The sequence below is a fragment of the Pseudarthrobacter sp. SSS035 genome (assembly GCF_023273875.1).
Classification (GTDB): Bacteria; Actinomycetota; Actinomycetes; order Actinomycetales; family Micrococcaceae; genus Arthrobacter.
In genome coordinates this window covers 2,729,859-2,749,770 of sequence record NZ_CP096882.1, presented here as the reverse complement: position 1 = coordinate 2,749,770, position 19,912 = coordinate 2,729,859, and the positions used below count along the sequence as shown (strand labels likewise).

Annotated in this window: 19 protein-coding genes and 1 tRNA gene; 11 read left to right on the top strand and 9 right to left on the bottom strand. The window is 66.6% G+C overall.

All coding sequences use genetic code 11. The annotated features are described in order from the left end of the window. Positions 1-10 precede the first annotated feature (10 nt). Positions 11-87: transfer RNA gene (locus MUN23_RS12710), tRNA-Pro, on the top strand. Between the two features lie 148 nt (positions 88-235). Here MUN23_RS12710 and MUN23_RS12705 read toward each other — a convergent pair. Then, a complete protein-coding gene (locus tag MUN23_RS12705; protein ID WP_248758665.1) occupies positions 236-451 on the bottom strand; it encodes a hypothetical protein in 216 nt (71 codons plus the stop codon). A gap of 132 nt (positions 452-583) precedes the next feature. Here MUN23_RS12705 and MUN23_RS12700 point away from each other — a divergent pair, with 132 nt between their 5' ends. Then, positions 584-1,858 carry a helix-turn-helix transcriptional regulator gene (locus MUN23_RS12700; protein ID WP_248758664.1) on the top strand — a complete coding sequence of 425 codons (1,275 nt, stop codon included), beginning with the start codon at positions 584-586 and terminating at the stop codon, positions 1,856-1,858. Positions 1,859-1,913: 55 nt separating this feature from the next. Here MUN23_RS12700 and MUN23_RS12695 read toward each other — a convergent pair whose 3' ends face one another. Both MUN23_RS12695 and purD read right to left on the bottom strand, forming a co-directional pair. Then, positions 1,914-2,867, bottom strand: a complete 954-nt coding sequence (locus tag MUN23_RS12695) for a phosphoribosylaminoimidazolesuccinocarboxamide synthase (protein WP_248758663.1) — start codon at positions 2,865-2,867, stop codon at positions 1,914-1,916. Between the two features lies 1 nt (position 2,868). Further along, positions 2,869-4,185 (bottom strand): phosphoribosylamine--glycine ligase, encoded by a 1,317-nt coding sequence (gene purD, locus MUN23_RS12690; RefSeq protein ID WP_248764076.1) that lies wholly within the window; start codon positions 4,183-4,185, stop codon positions 2,869-2,871. Positions 4,186-4,289: 104 nt separating this feature from the next. On the opposite strand from purD, the gene MUN23_RS12685 reads away from it, so the two are divergent. The 3 genes from MUN23_RS12685 to MUN23_RS12675 are packed head-to-tail and all read left to right on the top strand — an operon-like array spanning position 4,290 to position 7,297. Next, a complete protein-coding gene (locus MUN23_RS12685) occupies positions 4,290-5,867 on the top strand; it encodes a molybdopterin-dependent oxidoreductase (RefSeq protein ID WP_248758662.1) in 1,578 nt (525 codons plus the stop codon). 36 nt (positions 5,868-5,903) lie between these two features. Beyond that, positions 5,904-6,920 (top strand): asparaginase, encoded by a 1,017-nt coding sequence (locus MUN23_RS12680; RefSeq protein ID WP_248758661.1) that lies wholly within the window; start codon positions 5,904-5,906, stop codon positions 6,918-6,920. Further along, positions 6,920-7,297: a sterol carrier family protein gene (locus tag MUN23_RS12675; RefSeq protein ID WP_248758660.1), complete on the top strand. Its 378-nt coding sequence runs from the start codon at positions 6,920-6,922 to the stop codon at positions 7,295-7,297. The genes MUN23_RS12680 and MUN23_RS12675 overlap by 1 nt, the downstream gene beginning before the upstream one ends. A gap of 86 nt (positions 7,298-7,383) precedes the next feature. On the opposite strand, the gene MUN23_RS12670 is transcribed toward MUN23_RS12675, so the two are convergent. The 3 genes from MUN23_RS12670 to MUN23_RS12660 form a co-directional block, all read right to left on the bottom strand. Then, positions 7,384-8,109 carry an HAD family hydrolase gene (locus MUN23_RS12670; protein ID WP_248758659.1) on the bottom strand — a complete coding sequence of 242 codons (726 nt, stop codon included), beginning with the start codon at positions 8,107-8,109 and terminating at the stop codon, positions 7,384-7,386. Then, positions 8,106-8,321, bottom strand: coding sequence for a hypothetical protein (locus MUN23_RS12665; protein WP_371875901.1), 216 nt, complete (start codon positions 8,319-8,321; stop codon positions 8,106-8,108). Before MUN23_RS12665 ends, MUN23_RS12670 begins: the two co-directional genes overlap by 4 nt. A 185-nt stretch (positions 8,322-8,506) precedes the next feature. Then, entirely contained in the window at positions 8,507-10,318 is a 1,812-nt protein-coding gene (locus MUN23_RS12660) for a glycoside hydrolase family 15 protein (RefSeq protein WP_248758657.1), read from the bottom strand. 135 nt (positions 10,319-10,453) lie between these two features. Between MUN23_RS12660 and MUN23_RS12655 the strand changes: the two genes are divergently transcribed. Together MUN23_RS12655 and MUN23_RS12650 are read left to right on the top strand one after the other, a co-directional pair. After that, positions 10,454-11,536 carry an App1 family protein gene (locus tag MUN23_RS12655; RefSeq protein WP_248758656.1) on the top strand — a complete coding sequence of 361 codons (1,083 nt, stop codon included), beginning with the start codon at positions 10,454-10,456 and terminating at the stop codon, positions 11,534-11,536. A gap of 39 nt (positions 11,537-11,575) precedes the next feature. Beyond that, positions 11,576-12,439 (top strand): formate/nitrite transporter family protein, encoded by an 864-nt coding sequence (locus MUN23_RS12650; RefSeq protein ID WP_248758655.1) that lies wholly within the window; start codon positions 11,576-11,578, stop codon positions 12,437-12,439. On the opposite strand, the gene MUN23_RS12645 is transcribed toward MUN23_RS12650, so the two are convergent. Next, the gene (locus MUN23_RS12645) at positions 12,436-14,001 is read right to left on the bottom strand and encodes a GH1 family beta-glucosidase (protein WP_248758654.1); all 1,566 of its coding nucleotides are present in this window, start codon (positions 13,999-14,001) and stop codon (positions 12,436-12,438) included. The genes MUN23_RS12650 and MUN23_RS12645 overlap by 4 nt on opposite strands. A 212-nt stretch (positions 14,002-14,213) precedes the next feature. Here MUN23_RS12645 and MUN23_RS12640 point away from each other — a divergent pair, with 212 nt between their 5' ends. Continuing rightward, the gene (locus MUN23_RS12640) at positions 14,214-15,551 is read left to right on the top strand and encodes an ATP-binding protein (protein ID WP_248758653.1); all 1,338 of its coding nucleotides are present in this window, start codon (positions 14,214-14,216) and stop codon (positions 15,549-15,551) included. Here the strand turns inward: MUN23_RS12640 and MUN23_RS12635 are convergent. Together MUN23_RS12635 and MUN23_RS12630 are read right to left on the bottom strand one after the other, a co-directional pair. Continuing rightward, positions 15,540-15,848 carry an MmcQ/YjbR family DNA-binding protein gene (locus tag MUN23_RS12635; RefSeq protein WP_248758652.1) on the bottom strand — a complete coding sequence of 103 codons (309 nt, stop codon included), beginning with the start codon at positions 15,846-15,848 and terminating at the stop codon, positions 15,540-15,542. The two genes, MUN23_RS12640 and MUN23_RS12635, sit on opposite strands and share 12 nt — an antisense overlap. A 5-nt stretch (positions 15,849-15,853) precedes the next feature. Then, a complete protein-coding gene (locus MUN23_RS12630; RefSeq protein WP_248758651.1) occupies positions 15,854-16,633 on the bottom strand; it encodes a phosphatase PAP2 family protein in 780 nt (259 codons plus the stop codon). A 131-nt stretch (positions 16,634-16,764) separates the two neighbouring features. On the opposite strand from MUN23_RS12630, the gene MUN23_RS12625 reads away from it, so the two are divergent. The 3 genes from MUN23_RS12625 (at position 16,765) to MUN23_RS12615 (ending at position 19,895) form a co-directional block, all read left to right on the top strand. Next, the gene (locus MUN23_RS12625) at positions 16,765-17,874 is read left to right on the top strand and encodes a DNA alkylation repair protein (RefSeq protein WP_248758650.1); all 1,110 of its coding nucleotides are present in this window, start codon (positions 16,765-16,767) and stop codon (positions 17,872-17,874) included. A 118-nt stretch (positions 17,875-17,992) separates the two neighbouring features. After that, positions 17,993-19,030, top strand: a complete 1,038-nt coding sequence (locus MUN23_RS12620) for a zinc-dependent alcohol dehydrogenase family protein (protein ID WP_248758648.1) — start codon at positions 17,993-17,995, stop codon at positions 19,028-19,030. Positions 19,031-19,055: 25 nt separating this feature from the next. Then, positions 19,056-19,895, top strand: a complete 840-nt coding sequence (locus tag MUN23_RS12615) for an oxidoreductase (protein ID WP_248758646.1) — start codon at positions 19,056-19,058, stop codon at positions 19,893-19,895. Positions 19,896-19,912: the final 17 nt, after the last annotated feature.

Here is a 19,912-nt window from a genome sequence, read left to right as displayed (position 1 = left end):
TGCAGCGGATCGGGATGTGGCGCAGCTTGGTAGCGCGCGTCGTTCGGGACGACGAGGTCGCAGGTTCAAATCCTGTCATCCCGACCAATTGAAAGAGGGTCTCCCCCAGGGAGGCCCTCTTTTGTGTTTCCCGGCTGTCAAGGGCCCGGGCTAGGAACGGTCAAGTGCCCGGACAAAGAAATAGCCCCGAGGCATGATGACCATGCCCCGGGGCCGTGCCTCCTGCGAGGATTCCTTACATCGGGTCGGGCCAGTTGCCAACGTTGGTGGTGTACGTGCCCCCACCGGTCTTGCCCTTGACGGGCTTGGACATGGGATCGGGCCAGTTGCCAACGGCTACGGCTACGCCGGTGGTGTCGGCGATGGAACCTGCCGACAGGACAGCCGGGGCCGCCGCAGAAAATGCCAGGGCAGCAGCGAGTACGCCAGCGGCCGCAATCTTCTTCAACATATAAGTTCCTCAATACGAGTCGGATTCGTTACAAAGTCAGCACTGTCCTTGTTGACATACATTGTAAAATGTTTTCCACAGGGACTGTCAAGCATTGAGTACAAAGACTGTCCAGAATTAGGAGGAAATCCCGTGGGCAACGGATTCGGGGAGAAGCTCCGTGCGGAGCGTCTCGAACGTGGGCTGACACAGGCGGAACTGGGCAAGGACCTGTATTCCCCCAGTTACATCTCCCTCCTCGAAACCGGCCGCCGTGAGCCGACGGCCGAAGTGATCGAGGAGCTCGCCCGCAGGCTGGAGCTCGCGCCCAAGGCGCTGGAAGCCTGGAGCCAGCCCATCACAGTCAGCGACGCCGAGTACGTCCTGGCCGGCCTCTACGCGCGCCAGGCCTGGGACCTCAGGGACTATCCTCTGGCCGCCACCCACGCAGCCAACGCGGCCCAGATAGCCCTGGAAGGCAAGAACACCAGCGCGTGGTGGAACATGACCTACATGCAGGCCGAATGCCTGATCAAGCAGGGCAACTGGCAGGAATGCCAAAAGATCATGCAGCACCTCCTGGAGCACCCCATGGCCACGGAATCTGCCGGCCTCGCCGTCCGTGCCCGCCAGATGCTCGCGGCGATCTGCCAGGGACAGGGACAGCTGAGCACTGCCGTGGAACACGCATTGGCGGCCGTCCAACTCTGCGGCCAACTGCCCAACGGTTCCACGCTGATCATCGGCGCCTACCGCGCGCTGATCGGCGCGCTGGCGGAGAGCGGACGCCTGGACGAGGCCTGGAAGTACTGCCAGGCCATGAATGACCAGATGGACGAGCACTCCATGTCCCAGCTTGCCGGTGAGGTTGCCTGGGTGATCGGCAACGTCGCCTTTATGCGGCACGACTACCCCGAGGGCATCAAGTACCACGAGCGCGCCGCCCGGATGCTGTCCCCTGCCAACGACATTGATCTGTGGGCCCGCTTCAACAAGGCCTCGGCCGCCGTGCGGCTGTCCTCCGGAATCGTAGAACCGGAAACACTTTCCAGCATCGAGCGCGCTGAACTGGCGCTGTCCATTGTGGGCGGCAACAAGAGCGACCAGCTGGAAGTTGCGTTCATCCGCGCGCGCTGGCTGTATCTCACCGGCGACATCGTGGCCGCCATCAACAAGCTCCGCGAGATCCACTCGGAATTAGGGGCTCTGGCCAAGCACACGGCAGGCGAAGTTTCACTCCTGCTGGGCAAGTCACTGAAGGCCGCCGGCGAGTCTGACGAAGCCCTGGTCTACCTCGAAGAAGCGCAGAAGGCCTTCAGCGCCGCGGGAGCCTCGGACCGCGTCCAGCAGGCACTGGACGCGGTCCTTGAGATCAGGCTTGCCCAGCAGCGGGCCGCAGCAGCAGCGAAAGACGTCAAAGCAAGCTAGGCCGGGCCCGGCCCGAAGCCGGGCCCGGCCCGAAGCCGGGCCCGTCAAGAACGCTTTAGGCGAACGTCCTGCCGGTAATTTTCTCGTAGGCCTCGACGTAGCGGCTGCGCGTCCTGGCTACGACGTCCGTCGGAAGGGCGGGCGGCGCCACGTCGGAGTTCTTGTCCCAGCCGGATTCGGCCGACGTGAGCCAGTCGCGCACATACTGCTTGTCATAGGAAGGCTGTGCCTTGCCCGGCTCATACGTGGCCGCATCCCAGAAACGGGAGGAATCCGGCGTCAGGACCTCATCGCCCAGGGTGATGGCCCCGGACACGGCGTCGTAGCCGAACTCCACCTTGGTGTCGGCCAGGATGATGCCGCGTTCGCGGGCGATCTTCTCGGCGCCGGTGTAGATCTTCAGGGTCAGCTCGCTCAGGCGTGCGGCGATGTCGTCGCCCACCATGGCCACAACATCGTTGTAGGAGATGTTCTCGTCATGCTCGCCCACCTCGGCCTTGGCAGACGGTGTGAAGATGGCCTGTTCCAGCCGGGACCCGTCCACCAGGTCCGGCGGCAGCGGAATCTCGCAGACGGTCCCCCGGGCCTTGTACTCCAGCAGTCCGGTGCCGGTGAGGTAGCCGCGGGCGATGCACTCCACGGGGAACATATCCAGCTTCCGGCAGATCATCGCGCGGCCTTCCACAGCCGCGGGAACCCCGTCCTCCACGGTGGATGCCAGCACGTGGTGGACCACGTCAAGCTGGTCGAACCACCACAGGCTCAACTGCGTGAGGATGCGGCCCTTGTCCGGGATCTCGCTGGCCAGTACGTGGTCGAAGGCGCTGATGCGGTCGCTTGCCACCACCAGGACACAGTCCTGGCCCACCTGCTGGCGGATGGCTTCGTCCGCCGGCTCGTAGAGGTCGCGGACCTTGCCGGAGTAAACGTGCGTCCAGCCCGGCAGGTCCAGGGTTTCGGTGCTGAAGCCGCGGGGCTGCTGTGGTTCCTGGGCGGAGTTCTCAGTCATGTTATGCCTTCGCCTTCGTGATGGGGAGCGCTCCGGTGGCGCCGGAAGCAACCTTGATTTCGCCGCGGGCGGCCTTGCGGCCGATGTCCGTCCGGAACTGGGAGCCTTCCAGCTGAACCAGCTCCACGCCGTCGTACGCCCGTTCCCGGGCCTCCACCAGGTCGCTGCCGAGGGCAACGACGGCGAGCACCCGGCCGCCGGCGGAGATCACCTTACCGTCGTCGTCGAGCGCGGTGCCTGCGTGGATCACGTGCACGCCGTCGAGCTCATCCACCTTCTTGAGTCCGCGGATGCGGTCACCGGTGCGCGGGGTGTCCGGGTAGTTTTCGGACGCGACGACGACGGCGACGGCGGTCTCCTTGGACCAGCGCAGCTCGTCCGCCTTGTCCAGTTGGCCCTTGGCGGCTGCCAGCAGCAGCGCACCGAGGGGGGTTTTGAGCCGGGCCAGTACGGCCTGCGTCTCGGGGTCGCCGAAGCGGACGTTGAATTCGATGACGCGGGTGCCGCGCGTGGTCAGCGCCAGGCCAACAAACAGCACACCCACAAACGGAGTGCCGCGGTTGGCCATCTCGTTGACCGTGGGCTGCGCGACGCGGTCGATGACTTCCTGGACCAGCCCGGCGGGAGCCCATTCCAGCGGCGTGTACGCACCCATGCCGCCGGTGTTGGGGCCTTCGTCGTTGTCGAAGATGCGTTTGAAGTCCTGCGCCGGGGACAGTGCCACGGTGTTGCGGCCGTCGCAGAGGACAAAAACGGAAACCTCGGGGCCATCGAGGAACTCCTCGATCACCACGGTGCCGGCGGCGTCGAAGCAGGTCTGGGCGTGGGCCAGGGCTTCGTCGCGGTTGTTGGTGACCACCACGCCCTTGCCGGCCGCGAGGCCGTCATCCTTCACCACGTAGGGCGCGCCGAAGGTGTCCAGGGCCGCGGCGGCTTCCTCGGCGTTCGTCGCCACCATCGCCATGGCCGTGGGGACTCCCGCTTCGGCCATAACTTCCTTGGCGAACGCTTTGGAGGCTTCCAGCTGGGCTGCGGCCTTGCTGGGGCCAAAGACCGGGATGCCGGCGTCGCGGACGGCGTCGGACACTCCGGCAGCCAGCGGTGCCTCGGGGCCTACCACCACGAGGTCCACGCCGAGCTTGGTGGCCAGCGCCGCGACGGCGTCGGGGTCATTCCCGTCAATCTTGTGGGTGGGGACCAGCTTGCTGATGCCGGCGTTGCCGGGAGCCGCATGGACCTCGGAAACGTTGGGGTCGGCGAGCAGGGAGCGGACAATGGCGTGTTCGCGGCCTCCAGGGCCAATGACGAGTACCTTCACAGTCTCCAAGGGTACTTTGTGCACCCGGCCCTTTCCTAAGGGGATGTTCCTAAGCTGTGTCCACGCCCGGCCATCCCTGCGGCCCGCCGCAACGAATCCAAGGCATGAAGAAGCTTCTGAAGTGGCTCAAGGACCCCGCCGCAATGGCCGCGCTGGCAGGCGTGGCGGCTGCCGCCGTCGTACTTTCCGTTGCGGAGCTGATCGGAGCGTTCTTTACCGCCCGGGCAACTCCGGTGATCGCGTTGGGGTCCACGTTCATCGACTTCACGCCGCCGTGGATGAAGGACTTTGCCATCGCCACGTTCGGCACGAATGACAAAGCCGCGCTGTTTGTGGGGATGGGCCTGACCATTTTCCTGCTGGCTTGCGTGCTGGGTGTGGTGGCCTACCGCAAGTGGGCGCTGGGCGTTGCCGGTGTGCTGCTGATGGGCGCGGTGATCGTGGCCAGCGTGGTGACACGGGCCAGCGTGAAGCCGCTGGATGCCATCCCCACCGTGCTGGGCACAATTGCCGGGCTGGTGGTGCTGCGGCTGCTGGTCGCCCCGCTCTGGCGGCTGAAATCCTGGCCGGAGGCGCCTGCCGACACGGGCGCCGCGGAACCTGACCGTCCCGCCACCAGCCGCCGACGTTTCTTCGCCGCCGCCGGGATCACCGTGGTGGGCGCCGGGATCGCGGCCACGGGCGGCCGCCTGCTCAGTGCCGCACGCAGCAACATCTCCAAGGCCCGCGAGGCCCTGCAGCTGCCCGCCCCGGCAAAGGCCGCCGCGGCTGTGCCCGCCGGAGTCCAGTCCCCCGCGGCCGGCGTGACGCCCTGGATCACGCCTAACGGGGACTTCTACCGGATCGACACCGCCCTCAGCGTCCCCGAAATCAACGCCGACGACTGGGAGCTCCGCGTGCACGGGCTGGTGGAGGAAGAGCTCCGCCTCACCTTCCAGGACCTGCTCGACGCCGACCTCATCGAATCGCACGTGACCCTCACCTGTGTCTCCAATCCCGTGGGCGGAAACCTCGCCGGGAACGCCCGATGGCTCGGCCTGCCCATCCGCGAGGTCCTCAAGCGGGCACGTCCCAAGGACGGCGCGGACATGGTGCTGTCGACGTCGATCGATGGCTTCAGCGCCTCCACGCCGCTGGAGGTCCTGCAGGATGACCGCGACGCCATGCTGGCGATCGGCATGAACGGGGAGCCCCTGCCGCTGGAGCACGGCTACCCGGTGCGCATGGTGGTGCCCGGGCTGTACGGTTTTGTCTCCGCCACCAAGTGGGTGGTGGACCTGGAAGTGACGCGGTTCGCCGACAGCAAGGCCTACTGGACCCAGCGCGGCTGGTCCGAGCGTGGCCCCATCAAGACCATGGCCCGGGTGGAAGTCCCGAAGTCCTTCGCCAAGGTGCCCGCCGGCCGGGTGGCGATCGGCGGCACGGCATGGGCGCAGACCCGCGGCATCACCAAGGTGGAAGTCCAGATCGACAACAACCCCTGGGCCGAGGCCGTCCTGTCTACCGAGGCGTCCCTCATCACGTGGCGCCAGTGGTCCTTCGACTGGGAAGCCACACCGGGACCGCACTACATCAAGGTCCGCGCCACCGACGGAACGGGCGAGGTCCAGACCGATCAGCGGGCCGATCCGGTGCCCGACGGCGCCTCGGGCTGGCAGTCCGTCATGGTCACCGTGGAGTAGCCCGGCATTAGAGGATTCCGCCCCTAGACTGGCAACATGCCGCACAACCCGCATGCCACGTTCACCGTGGACTCCGCCGTCGAACTCGCCGTTATTGAACGAAGCGGTTTTGTGGAGTCCCGGCACATCGGCTCAGCCGTCGTACTGTCCGCCGACGGGTCCGTCGTCACAGAACTCGGTGACATCCGGACTCCCTTGTACGCACGGTCCGCGCTCAAACCGCTGCAGGCCCTGGCGGCCATGCAGTCCGGAGTTCCGCTGCGCGGCGCCCAGGTGGCCATCGCCTGCGGCAGCCACGTGGGCTCCCTGGACCACATGGACGTGGTGGAGGGAATGCTCAAGGCCGCCGGCGTCCGGGAGGACCAGCTCCAGTGCCCCGCCGCCTGGCCGCAGGACGAGACGGCCCGCAACTGGCTGGTCCGGTCCGAAAAGGGCAAATCGAAGCTGGCCTTCAACTGCTCCGGCAAGCACGCCGCTTTCCTGTGGGCCTGCACCGAAAACGGCTGGGATACCCACAGCTACCTGGAGCCGAACCATCCGCTGCAGCAGCGCGTCCGCAGCGTGATCGAGGAGTACAGCGGCGAGCGCATCGCCCACCTGGGCATTGACGGCTGCGGTGCCCCGGTGGCCGCTATTTCGCTGACCGGGTTGGCGCGAGCGTTCTCGATGCTGGCCAAGGCCCCGGGCGACAAGAACTACAACGCCCGAGCCGCCACCATCGCCACGTCCATGCTCGACTACCCCTGGGCCGTCCAGGGCCGCGGCGAAGCCAACACCATCGTGATGGACGAACTGGGCATCATCGCCAAGATCGGCGCCGAGGGTGTCCTGGCCATGGCCACACCCCAGGGTGTCTCGGTGGCCATCAAGATGCTGGACGGGAATCTGCGGGCCACGTCCCTGGTGGGCCTGACCCTCCTCGCCGCGGTTGGCGCCGTGGATATTCCGGGCGTCTCCAGCGTTCTCGAAAAAGTGGTGGCCCCGGTGATGGGCGGCAGCCACGAGGTGGGCAAGATCCGCCTTGGCCCTGCCGTGTCCGCGCTCCTGGACTGATGGCTGTAGCACGCCGTCGGATCGGCATTGAAGAAGGCACAGCGGCAGTGGCCGCGTGGCAGGAAGCCGCCGCATCGCCGTCGGACGTTCCGCTCCCCCGCAACGTCACGGCCACGGCCGTGCGGTACACGCTGGAGGAGGTGACGGCGCGGGCGCCGGGGAACTCGGTGGAGGTGCGGGTGCCGCCGTTCGGCGTCACCCAGTGTGTGGAGGGGCCGCGGCACACCCGCGGGACCCCGCCCAACGTGATCGAGTGCGACGCCGCCACCTGGCTGGGCATGGTGACCGGCCAGTTGAGCTGGGCGGACGCTGTCGCGGCACACAGGGTGTCCGCCTCCGGTCTGCGCGCTGACCTCTCAGCCCTGCTCCCCCTCTAACCGTCCCCCCTCCCAAGCGTCCCGGCACCAGCGCGAACGGACAGTTAAGCCCCCGCGGGCAGGGCCGCAAGTGTCCCCTCGCGCTGTTAGGCGCTGGCGGGGTTCGATTCCAGCGTCAGCAGCCTGCCGATGGCGCTTGCCTGAAGGTTGTCCAGGAGGTCCCGGGGGCCGTTGTAGACCTCGGCCGCGCCTGCCTCGCGGAGTTCGGCGGCGCTGGTCCCGCCGCAGGTGACGCCGATGGCAGGGATTCCCAGCGCGGCAGCAGCTTGCATGTCCCACACCGCATCCCCCACGTAGACTGCTCCGGCCGCGGCCACACCAACTGCTTCAAGCGCGGCCACGAGGATGTCCGGGGCCGGCTTGCTTGCCTTCGCATCGTCCGCGCTGGTGGCGGCATGGATGAACGCGTCCGCACCGAGGGCTTTGCGGGTGGCCGTCAGATCCTGCGTTCGTGCCGATGATGCCAGGGCGACGGCGAGTCCCCCGGCGTGGCACTGTGCAAGCAGCTCCTTGGCGCCGTCGAACGGACGCAGCGACGGCCAGCTCTGCGCGAAGACTGCCGCATGGCTGGCCAGGATTTCGGCGTCGGCCTCGCGGTCCCGGCCAGCGGGAAGAAGCGTGTCCACCAAACGGTCGCCACCCATCCCGACGCACCGGTGAATGGCGGCCATGGGGACGTCATATTGGTGCTGGCGGAACGCCTGCCACCACGCGAGCGTGTGGATGTAGGCGGAATCCACCAAGGTTCCATCAACGTCAAAAAGGACGCCGAACCGCCGCCCGCGGACCAAGGCGTGACTTTGGGTGATCACCCGGCTACAACGCGAGCGGCCCCGGACACTTTCTTGGCGCGGGCAGCCGCATTGTCTTTCGGGGAGGACCCGGGGCCAACCCGGTCCCGGATGACGGCTCCGGCACCGTTGCTGCTGAAGTCCCTGATCAGGCCTGTGCCGGCAATCTCGCGGGCCATCGCAATCCCGGCCACCGCCGCGCGCTTCGTTGGGAAGGTCACGGAGATAGCCATCAGGCTTCCTGAACCATCCAACATCCGCAAGCGATAGCCGCCGTCAGGCGCATCCACCAGCTCAAAATGTCCGGCCATTACAACCACCCCTCTTTCAGTCGCGGCGCTGTGCCTAAATAGGAGCGCTCCGCGAGTCTAGTAAGTATACTTACCTCTCTCCCGGACGTGAAGGGCGGGGCAGGCCCTCATTGCCCTACCCGTTCGGTCTCCGGGGGAATAGGTGTGTCACTTCGGCGAACTGTATCCTGATGAAGCTCAAGAGCGCTTGTCACAAGCGCGAAGTGGCTGAAAGCCTGGGGTGTATTGCCCAGCTGCCGCCCCGCCCTGACGCCCCACTCCTCGCTCAGCAGACCCACATCGTTGCGGAGTTCCAGCAGCCGTTCGAAGAGTTCGGTGGACTCCTCCCTGCGCCCAGCGCCCAGCAGGGCCTCCACCAACCAGAACGAGCAGGCCAGGAACACCCCTTCGTCCCCCGGGAGGCCGTCGTCGCTGTCGGCGGGACGGTAGCGCAGCACAAAACCGTCTTCGGTCAGCTCCCGCTGGATCGCGTCGATGGTCCCCAGCACCCGGGGATCATCCGGCGGCAGGAAGCCCACCCGCGGGATCAGCAGCAGGCTGGCATCCAGTTCGGGCCGGCCATACGCCTGCACAAAAGTGTTGCGGACGGGGTCGAAGCCGTTGGCCATGACGTCCCGGTGGATGGTGTCGCGAAGGGCCTCCCAGCGTTCCACGGGGCCGGGCAGGCCGAAATCGCGGACGCCCTTAACCATCCGGTCTGCGGCCACCCAGGCCATTACCTTGGAGTGCGTGAAATGGCGCCGCGGCCCGCGCATCTCCCAGAGTCCGTTGTCCGGCTGGTCCCAGATGGTCTCCAGGTGCTGCATCAGAGCCACCTGAACGTCCCAGGACTCGTCCGTGTGTTTCAGCAGGGAGTTCCTGGTCAGCGCCAGGCAATCCAGGACCTCGCCCCAGACGTCCAGCTGAAGCTGCTCGGCTGCGCCGTTGCCGGTCCTTACCGGTTTTGAATTCTCGTACCCGGCAAGCCACGGCAGTTCCATTTCCGGAAGCCTGCGTTCGCCGTGGATTCCGTACATGATCTGCAGGTCGGCCGGATCGCCCGCCACAGCGCGGAGCAGCCAGTCACGCCAGGCGGCAGCCTCGGTGGTGTAGCCGGCGGCCAGGAGCGCCTGCAGCGTCATGGTGGCGTCCCGCAGCCAGCAGAAGCGGTAATCCCAGTTGCGGGGACCGCCCAGCTGTTCCGGCAGGGACGTGGTGACCGCAGCGACGATGCCGCCCGTGGGAGCGTAGGTCAGCGCCTTCAGGGTCACCAGCGAACGGACCACGGCATCCTGGTACTTGCCTTGCACGGTGCACTGGGATGCCCAGCCGCGCCAGAAGGCCAGGGTGGTGCCCAGCACTACCTCGGCGTCCACCGTGTGCGGGCGGGGAACGTGGCTGGGGGCCCACGTCAGGACAAAGGGGATGCGCTCCCCTGCCTGGACTGTGAAGTCACTGACGGACTGCATGTCCTCGCCGTGAAGCGGCGCCTTGGTGACGAAGTAGACGGAGTCTGGGCCGGCGATGGCATGCAGGCCGTGCTTGTCGCGCCGCACCCAGGGAACGATATGCCCGTAGTCGAACCTCAGCGCCAGTTCACCGTGCATCCTGACGCTTCCGCTCACGCCCTCGACGATCCGCACGATGTCAGCCACCGCGTCACGTGGCGGCATGAAGTCAATAACCCTGACGGTACCCTCCGGGGTTTCCCATTCTGTTTCCAGGATCAGGGTCCCCTCCCGGTAGCCGCGCCTGGTGCAGGTGCCGCCGCTCTCGGGTGCCAGTAGCCAGCGTCCGGCCTCCGGCGTATCCAGGAGCGCGTTGAAACATGCCGGCGAGTCGAAGCGCGGCAGGCAAAGCCAGTCGATGGAACCCTCGGTGCTGACCAGGGCGCCGGTGTGGAGGTCGCCAACAACTGCATAATCTTCAATGCGCGCCATTCCCATACACTGCCACAAGGATTGCCGCTGGGGTTGGGTGGGCACTCCGCGTTCCTGATTAAGGACTCACGTCACGCACGACGGCGGGACCGCCAAGGTGCCCGTCGCGCGGTTGCGCTGTGGCAGAGTGGAGGCATGGACAGGGCTCCTCAGAATTCACCGCAGAACACTCCGCATCCCGCACCGCTGTCCGGTACCCGGATTCTCCGCCTGGCACACCGGATTTCCGACGTCGTCAATGCCGTCCGCATCGAGCTCGCCAAGCACTGGAATTTCACGTCACAGACCATTGCGTACCAGGGCTACGGTTCAACCAGCTGGGTACGTGTGCTTGGCCGCGTCCTGTTGACCAGGAATCCCGCCCCGGGCAGCCGGGCCGAGCACGCAGCCCGCAACGGCACACAAAACGTCCGCGGCTGGCGGGCCTTCACCAGCGTCCCCCTGCAGTTCATCGAGGTGGAAATTACCATCGGCGGCGTCACCACCCGGGTCCGGGCGGACCGGGGCGGCCTGATCGACACTGTGGTGGACGTGCAGCTCCCGCCGGGCTGGCACACGGCCATCCTGCGGGCTGACGGGACCGAACCCGTGGAGACGCTGATCCAGGTGATCGATGCCGATGCGAAGTTCGGCATCGTGTCCGACATCGACGATACCGTGATGGTCACCGCCCTGCCGAGGCCGTTCCTGGCCCTGTGGAACACGTTTGTCCTCAGCGAACGGGCCCGGATGGCGACGCCGGGGATGGCGGTCCTGCTGGAAAGGCTCACCATTGAACACCCGGACGCGCCCGTCATCTACCTGTCCACGGGTCCGTGGAATGCTGCCCCCACCCTGGCGCGGTTCCTGGGCCGGAACATGTATCCATCCGGCGCCCTCCTGCTCACGGACTGGGGCCTGACCCAGGACCGCTGGTTCCGCAGCGGGCAGGAGCACAAGCACCGCAACCTGGAGCGCCTCGCCAAGGAATTCCCGGACATGCGGTGGCTCCTGATCGGCGACAACGGCCAGCACGACGAACAGATCTACTCAGGCTTCGCCCAGGAAAACGCCGACAAAGTGGCCGCCATCGCCATTCGGCAGCTCTCCGTCAGCGAGTCCGTCTTCGCCGGCGGGCACTCCGAGGACGGCGACCACACCACGTCGGTGGTCCCCTGGATCTATTCGCCGGACGGCGCGGGGATGGCCAAACAGCTTAAGCTCCTGGACCTCCTCTAGATGAATCACCACACACTTTCAGGCGGATAGGCGACACGCATGAGCGACACCGACGGCGATGCGCGGCGGCGGGAACTTGGCGACAATCCAGGCCCGGTTGAGGAGGAGGTGGAGGAATCCTTCGACCGCACGGTTGAGGAAGGCGCGCAGCGGCTGAACCGCTCCTTTCGGGACGTGCTCATCACCGGCTTGTTCGGCGGGTTTGAAATAGGCGTTGGCATCATGGCCTACCTCGGCGTTCTCTATGAGACCGGGAACCACCTTCTCGCGGGACTGGCCTTCAGTGCAGGCCTCATTGCCCTCCTGCTGGCCAAGAGCGAACTGTTCACAGAAGGCTTCCTGGTACCCATTGCCGCCGTCGTCGCACGGGAGGCAAGCTACGCGCAACTCGGCAAGCTCTGGGGCGGCACACTCATTGCCAACCTGGTGGGCGGTTGGCTGTTCATGGCATTGATCATGACAGCGTTCCCGCAGTGGAGCGAGACCATCACGAAGGAAGCCAACCACTATCTGGACGCCGGGTTTGACTGGAAAACCGTGTGTCTTGCTGTGTTGGCGGGGAGCACCATCACGTTGATGACCCGCATGCAGCACGGGACTGACAGCGTCACCGGCAAGATCGCGGCCGCCGTCGTTGGCGCTTTCCTGCTCTACGGGCTGCAGCTCTTCCACTCGATCCTGGACTCGCTGCTGATCTTCGGTGCCATCCACACGGGTGCTGACATCAGCTACCTTGAATGGCTCGGCTGGTTTTCCTATGTAGCGGTCTTTAACATGCTTGGCGGGATCCTGCTGGTGACAGCGCTGCGGCTGGTGAGCGCCAGCAAGCTGGTGAAGGAACGGCGCGATGACTCACCCGAGGACCCGGAGGACGCACACCACAACAGTTCCCCACGAGGCTAGGCGGTGGCACCCGAGGTGGTCACGCCGTCGTCGGGAGATACCGGCGTTTCAGGATCAGCGGCAGTGTCCGGCTCCTCACTGGCGGCCTGCGCGACGGCGGCACTCGCCGCTGCGGCGAGATTCCGCTCCTCGATGAGCTCCTGAAGCCAGAAGTAGGACGCCTTCGGCGTGCGCTCCTGGGTCTCGAAATCAACATGGAGCAACCCGAACGGCTGGTTGTAGCCTGCCGACCATTCGAAGTTGTCCAGCAGCGACCACACGTAGTATCCGCGCAGGTCAATGCCCTCGGCGTCACCGCCGGGAGCCGTGGCCTTCAGCGCGGCCTCGATGTGGTCCGACAGGTACTTCAGCCGCCGCTCGTCCGGGATGAAGGTGGTGTTGGTGGACTTGTCCCGGACGATGATGTCCTCAAAACTGGCCCCGCCCTCGGTGATGATCACCGGCGGGAGATGCGCGTACCGCTCCGCCATTTCCTTTAGCGCCACCCCGATGTACTCCGGTTTCACCGGCCAGCCGTAGGCGGTGATGTCCGCCTCCGGCCAGGCCACGACGTGGAACGGCGTGGCGCCATTGCCGGCCGCACTCAGGTCACTGCCCATGGCCTCCGCCATGGTCGCCGGCACGGCCCCGTCACCGGGGCCGACCGCTACCTTGGTGGGCATGTAGTAGTTCAGGCCGTAGAAATCCAGCGGCTGGGAGATGATCTCCATGTCCTCGTCCGGATGGTCAAAGGAGCCGAAGAACTTCGCAGCGCGGATGATGTCCGGATACTGACCCGTGAGGACGGGGTCCGCGTACAGCCGGTTCTGGGCGATGTCCATCAGGCCCGCACTCATCCAGTCCAGGGGGTTGATGGAGTTCGGGACCATGGGCGAGTACACGTTGGTCATCCCGATCTCGCCGGGGACCCCGGCCGCCCGCAGCGCCTGCATCGCGAGCCCATGGCCCAGAAGCTGGTGGTGCACGGTGGGCAGTGCGTTGAGCATGAGCGCTTCGCCCGGTGAGTGCAGGCCCATGGTGTAGCCGTTGGTGCTGACCGTGGCGGGCTCGTTGATGGTGACCCAGCGGGCAACGCGGTCGCCGTAAGCAGCGGCGGCGATCGCGGCGAACTCCCCCAGGCGGTAGGCGGTATCGCGATTCATCCAGCCGCCGGCGTCGTCCAGTGCCAGCGGGGTGTCCCAGTGATAGAGGGTGACCATGGGCGAAATCCCGTTGGCCAGGAGCTCGTCCAGGAGCCGGTCATAGAACGCCAGCCCGGCCGGGTTCACCGGCCCGCTGCCGTTGGGCTGGATCCGGGGCCAGGACAGTGAGAACCGGTACGAGTCGACGCCCAGCTGCTTCATCAGGGCAACGTCGTAGGGCATGCGGTGATAGTGATCGCAGGCAACGGCCGGGCTGTGGCCGTCCACGATGGCACCTTCCTTGGCCGAAAACACGTCCCAGCCCGCCGGGCCCCTGCCGTCCTCGGTGAGCGCGCCTTCGATCTGGAAGGCCGCGGTGGCCACTCCCAGGGTGAAGTCCGCAGGGATGAGGGCGGCCAGGTCCTTGGCGGAAATGTGCATCGAGTCAGCCCTTATGAAGGAGGAAGCGTGGAACGCGTACATCCCAGAATGTCACACGGCCGGGCTGCTGACGAGCGTCGCTGCTAGGGTCTGTGCATGGATGAAAACTGGGGAAGTTCATCGACGATTTTTCCGAGCTCGTTCAGCTGGCGCAGGCCGGAAACCACCGGCAGCAGGCGGGCAAACAGCTGCTTGAGGCCTTGACGGAGCACTTGGGAGAGCCAGCTGAAGGCCTCGCCGTGGTGGTGGAAAACATCCCGCCGCACCGGTTTGTGGACGCCGACATCCTGATGGCCGAGTTTGCTGGTCAGGATCCGGACAGCCGGCTGGTGGGCATCGGCGGCGGTGGCCAGCGGCACCACCAGTCGCTCAGCGACATGGTGCAGCAGTCGCAGCTGTTTCCCCAGTTCCCGCTCTCCCAGCCCGAGTACACCAACCTTGCCGTGGGACCTGACCAGCAGCGCCAGGCGGTGGCCATCGGGCTCTGGCTCTTCAGCCGCGAAGGGCACAAGCTGGCCGTGTTGCAGCGCGACGCGGCCCCGCAGACCGGGCGCCAGTCCGCCACCTTGGAACTGCTGGCCGCCCGGCCGGAAACAGCCACCGGATTCCTGGCCGAGTTCCGTCTCCGGATGGACAGCAACAGCGTCCTCAAGGGACAGGTCATCTCCCTGGTCATGTCCGAGTATGGGCCAAGCACCGCGGGGGTGACGTTCCACCACCGTCCCATCCTCCCGGCGTCGGACGTCATCATGCCCGACGGCCTGCTGCAGAAGGTCGCGGACCACACCGTGGGCATCGCCACGCACCGGGCGTCCCTCAAACAGCACGGCCAGCATCTCAAACGGGGCATCCTGCTGTACGGCCGCCCGGGGACCGGAAAGACCCACACCGTGCGCCACCTGCTGAGCCAGAGTGAAGGCTCGACGGCGATCCTCCTCTCGGGCGGATCGCTCGCCAGGATCTCCGAGGCGGCCCGCATGGCGCGGGCGCTGCAGCCCTCGATCGTGGTGCTGGAGGACTGCGACCTGATCGCCGAGGACCGGAGTTTCGGGCACGGGCCGCAGCCGCTGCTTTTTGAGGTGCTGGACGCGATGGATGGCCTGGATAACGACGCCGACGTCGCGTTCGTCCTCACCACCAACCGGCCGGACATGCTGGAGCGGGCGCTGGCGCAGCGCCCGGGCCGGGTGGACCTGGCGGTGGAGATCCCGCTGCCGGCCCATGCCGAGCGGGTCCGGCTGCTGGAACTGTACGGCCGACTGGTGGCGTTCAGCCCGGCGGCGCTCGATGCTGCCGCGGAACGGACTGCGGGAACCACCGCCTCCTTCGCCCGGGAACTGGTCCGGCGGGCGGTGGTGGCGGCGGCGCTGGATAACACGCCGGTGTCCGATTCGCACCTGGCGGCCGCCGTGGAGGACCTGATGGCCGACGCCGAAACCCTCACCCGCAGCCTGCTGGGCAGCGGCACGGACGCGGCCGGCGCGCCTGGTTTCCCGGGGCCGGGCTTCCCCAAACCGGGCTTTCCAGGGCGGGGCCGGTCAGGACCCTAGCCCGCCTGCCAGCCGGTAGGACTCCTCCAGCAGTTCTCCGAGTTCCTCAGTTCCGATGCGGGCCAGCCGGACCAGCACGAGCTGCGGCGATCGCTCATGGTGCGGGGTCCAGAAATACGTGTCGGGCTCCGTGCCCGCCAAGGCCTCCCGCTCGGTGGTCTTCACCGTCAGCACACCGTCCTCCCACATGCGCGCCATCAGGGTCTTTGCGAACCACGCCGGCTGGTCCCAGCTACTGCGTTCGGTGACACCGGGCAGGGCGAGGCACATGCTGCGGACATCCGACTCGGTTGTCATCGCGGCTAATCCCCCGGCGCGTCCGCTTTGGAGAGCTCGCCCGTGATCCGTTCACCGGGGATCCGGGCGGTCCGCCACGTATCCAGGGCGATGACGGCACCGAGGATCAGCAGCGAGAGGGAGACTGAAGCCATGGCGTCGCTGAGCCAGTGGTAGCCGAGGTACAGGCGGCTCAGCGCGGCCAGGACAACGCCGATGCTCGCACCAACGAAGCCAAAGACGGCCGACCTCGGATTTTTCCGCCGCGAGAACACCAGGAAGGTGGTCACCAGCAGGAAGTCACAGGCACCCAGCACATGGCCGGACGGAAATGAGTAGGTGTGGTCGGCGCCGAACAGCATCAGTTCCACCGGCGGCCGCGAGCGCTGGACGATCGCCAGGATGATCTGCGATGTCACGACGCCGCTGAGCATCGCGGCGGCGAGCACAATGGGCCGCCAGGCGTGCTTGGCCACGAACCCCCAGACCACCGTCACCACCAGCACGATGATGGGCAGGGCAACAGGGCCGAAGATCACCGCGAGGAAGATCATCACGGCAGTGAGGGTCTCGGACCGGAGCGAGAGCAGCCAGTCGCGGATGGATTCGTCGGGACCCCAGGGCCCGGTGTTGGTCTGCAGAACGCCCACCAGGGTGGCGATAAAGAGCAGCGCGCCTACGCCAATGAGCACCACAGCCGTCCGGTACAGAGCCTTGCGCGCGGCCGGCTCCATAAAGCGTTCCTCCACCACGAACTTGGCATTGAAGGTCCGCCAAAGACTGGTCTTGCCTGCCTGCTCTGCCACTGTGTTTCCGTCCGTGCGCCGTTGAGTGTGCCTAAGGTGAAGAGTATCCTTTCTGCCCGTTTGTTGGCCCTTCTCTGCACATGGTTTGCCCTGCCGCCTGGCATGTCAGCCTGCCGGGGTAGCCTGACTGAATGGGCGTGATGAATGAGCTGATCAACCGGCAGGGCGTGGAAACCCTGGCCCGGATCCTGGCTGAGGCCGCTCCCGGATCGGACTGGCCGCACGTCACCGCAGCCGCCGCACAGTTGGACGAGCTGAGCCTGCGCGGCCGGACGGACGTGGTGAGCAGTGCTCTGCTGGCGGACATGCGGCAGCTTCCGGAACCGGGATACCCGACGGCGGCGCGCATCTTCCGGACCGCCCTCGCCGGCGCCGGTTTCACGGGGTGGATCCTCTGGCCGGTATCCGAGGCCGCCGTCACGCTGGCCCTCGAATCTGGCGCCGCACCTGACTTTGACGACTGCCTGGCCCTCCTGGCTGAACTGACCCCGAGGCTGACCGGCGAGTTCGCCATCCGCCGGCTGCTGGCCGCGGACCTGGAGCGTTCCCTCGAGATCATCCAGGGCTGGACCGCGCATTCGGACGAGCATGTCCGCCGCCTGGCCTCCGAGGGCACCCGCGCGTATCTCCCCTGGGCGGTGCGGGTTCCCGCCGTCGTGCTTCATCCGGAGGCGTCCCTCCCCATTCTGGACGCCCTGTACCGGGACCCTTCGGAGTACGTGCGGCGCTCGGTGGCAAACCACCTGAACGATCTGGCCCGGCATGCGCCGGAGCTCGTGGTGGCGACGGCGGCTGGCTGGCTGGCCGCGCCGGACGCCAACACCGCATGGGTGGTCAGGCATGGCCTGCGGACCCTGATCAAGAAGGCCCACCCCGGTGCGCTCGCGCTGCAGGGGTTCACGCCGGCGTCGGTGGCTGTCACGGGGCCCACGCTGGACCGAAGCTCGGTAGCCATTCCGGGTGAACTGGCTTTCGACTTCTCGATCGCCAACACGGGGAACCACGATGCCAAGCTCGCCGTGGACTACGTGGTCCACTACGTCAAAGCCAACGGCACGCAATCGGCCAAGGTCTTCAAGATCGCGGCGCTCACCCTCGCCGCCGGTGAGACCCGCGCCTTGTCGAAGAGTCATGCCTTCCGGCAGATGACCACCCGGGTGCACCACCCGGGGGTCCATGCCCTTGAGCTGCAAATCAACGGGATCCGGCACGGGCACACGGAGTTTGAGCTGCACGTCTGAGGTGGGAGGCACTGCGGGTACCTGTATCAACAGCCACTCCCACATGTGCGGAATGTGCGGTTGGCTAATAAAGGAACACCCGGGCTCCAGCCCCTGACGAAGTGATGAGGAAACGAAAATGCGAGCAACCATGATGTATGGCGCCGGCGACGTGCGCGTGGAGAACGTGCCCGATCCCGTCATCCAGAATCCGACCGACGCCATCGTGCGGATCGTCAATTCCTGTATCTGCGGCTCCGACCTGCACCCCTACCACGGCATGCCCTCGTCCAGGCAGGGCAGCCCCATGGGCCACGAGTTCATCGGCGTCGTCGAGGAAACGGGCAAGGACGTGTCCACCCTGAAGAAGGGGGACTTCGTCATCGCCCCGTTCGCCTGGTCCGACGGTACCTGCGATTTCTGCCGTGAAGGCCTACAGACCTCCTGCCGCCACGGCGGGTTCTGGGCCTCCGGCGGAATCGGCGGCGCCCAGGCCGAGGCCGTCCGCGTCCCGTTCGCCGACGGCACCCTGGTCAAGGCCCCGGTGGGTGAGGACAGCGAGCTGCTGCCCTCGCTCCTGACCCTCTCCGACGTCTACGGCACCGGCTACCACGCCGCCATCAAGGCAGGCGTCAACGCCCGGACCACTGTCACGGTCATCGGTGACGGCGCCGTCGGGCTGATGGCTGTGCTGTCCGCCAAGCAGCTCGGTGCCGAGCAGATCATCCTGATGGGCCGCCACAAGGCCCGCACCGACCTGGGCATCGAATACGGCGCCACCGACGTCGTCGCCGAGCGCGGCGAGGCCGGCATCGAGAAGGTGCGCGAGCTCAGCGGCGGCGACGGAACGCACACCGTCCTCGAGTGTGTGGGGCACCGCCCAGCGTACGACCAGGCCCTCGGCGTGATCCGCCCCGGCGGCGTTATCAGCCGGGTGGGGGTCCCCCAGTACGAGGACGCTCCGATCGGCTTCGGCTCCATGTTCGGCCCGAACATCACACTCACCGGCGGCCCGGCCCCTGTGCGCGCCTACATCGAGACGCTGCTGCCCGGCGTCCTTGACGGCACCGTAAACCCCGGCAAGGTCTTCGACCGCACCATCAGCCTGAACGACGTCCCCGACGGCTACCGCGCCATGGATTCCCGCGAGGCCCTGAAAGTCCTCGTCCGCCCGTAACGTCACCCCCGAAAGGAAACACGCCATGACTACCTGGCTCATCACAGGCTGCTCCACCGGACTCGGGCGCGCACTCGCCCAAACCGTGCTCGCCAACGGCCACAACGCCGTCGTCACCGCCCGCAACGTCACCGCCGTGGAAGACATCGCGGCTGCCTACCCGGACACCGCCCTTCCCCTTCAGCTCGACGTCACCAACACCGCCGAGATCAGCGCGGTTGTCGAGCAGGCCAGGGCACGCTTCGGCGGCATCGATGTGCTGGTCAACAACGCCGGCTACGGTTACCGTGCCGCGGTTGAAGAAGCGGACGACGCCGACATCCGGCAATTGTTCGACACCAACTTTTTCGGCGCCGTCAGCATGATCAAAGCCGTCCTCCCGGGAATGCGCGCCAACAGGGCCGGGTCCATCCTGAACATCTCCTCCATCGGGGCGCGCATCTCACCGGCCGGATCCGGATACTACTCCGCCAGCAAGGCAGCCCTGGAGGGCCTGTCCGGCTCCCTCCACAAGGAACTGAAGCCACTCGGGATCAACGTGACCGTCATCGAGCCCGGCGCGTTCCGCACCGACTTCGCCGGCCGCTCGCTGACCCAGTCAGCGACGCCGATCGGGGACTACGCGGAGACAGCCGGGAAGCGCCGCAAGGAAAATGACACGATGCACGGCACGCAACCGGGCGACCCTGCCAAGGCGGCGGAAGCCATCCTGACGGTCGCCGAAAGCCCCAACCCGCCAGCCCTGATGGTGCTGGGCAACGACGCGTTTGACCTGTTCGCCGCCGTCGCGCAGGCCGAGCGCACCCAGCTGGACCAATGGCGGGACGTCAGCCTCAGCACCGGCATCGGAGCAGACCAACGATGAGCACGCGGAAGCAAGGG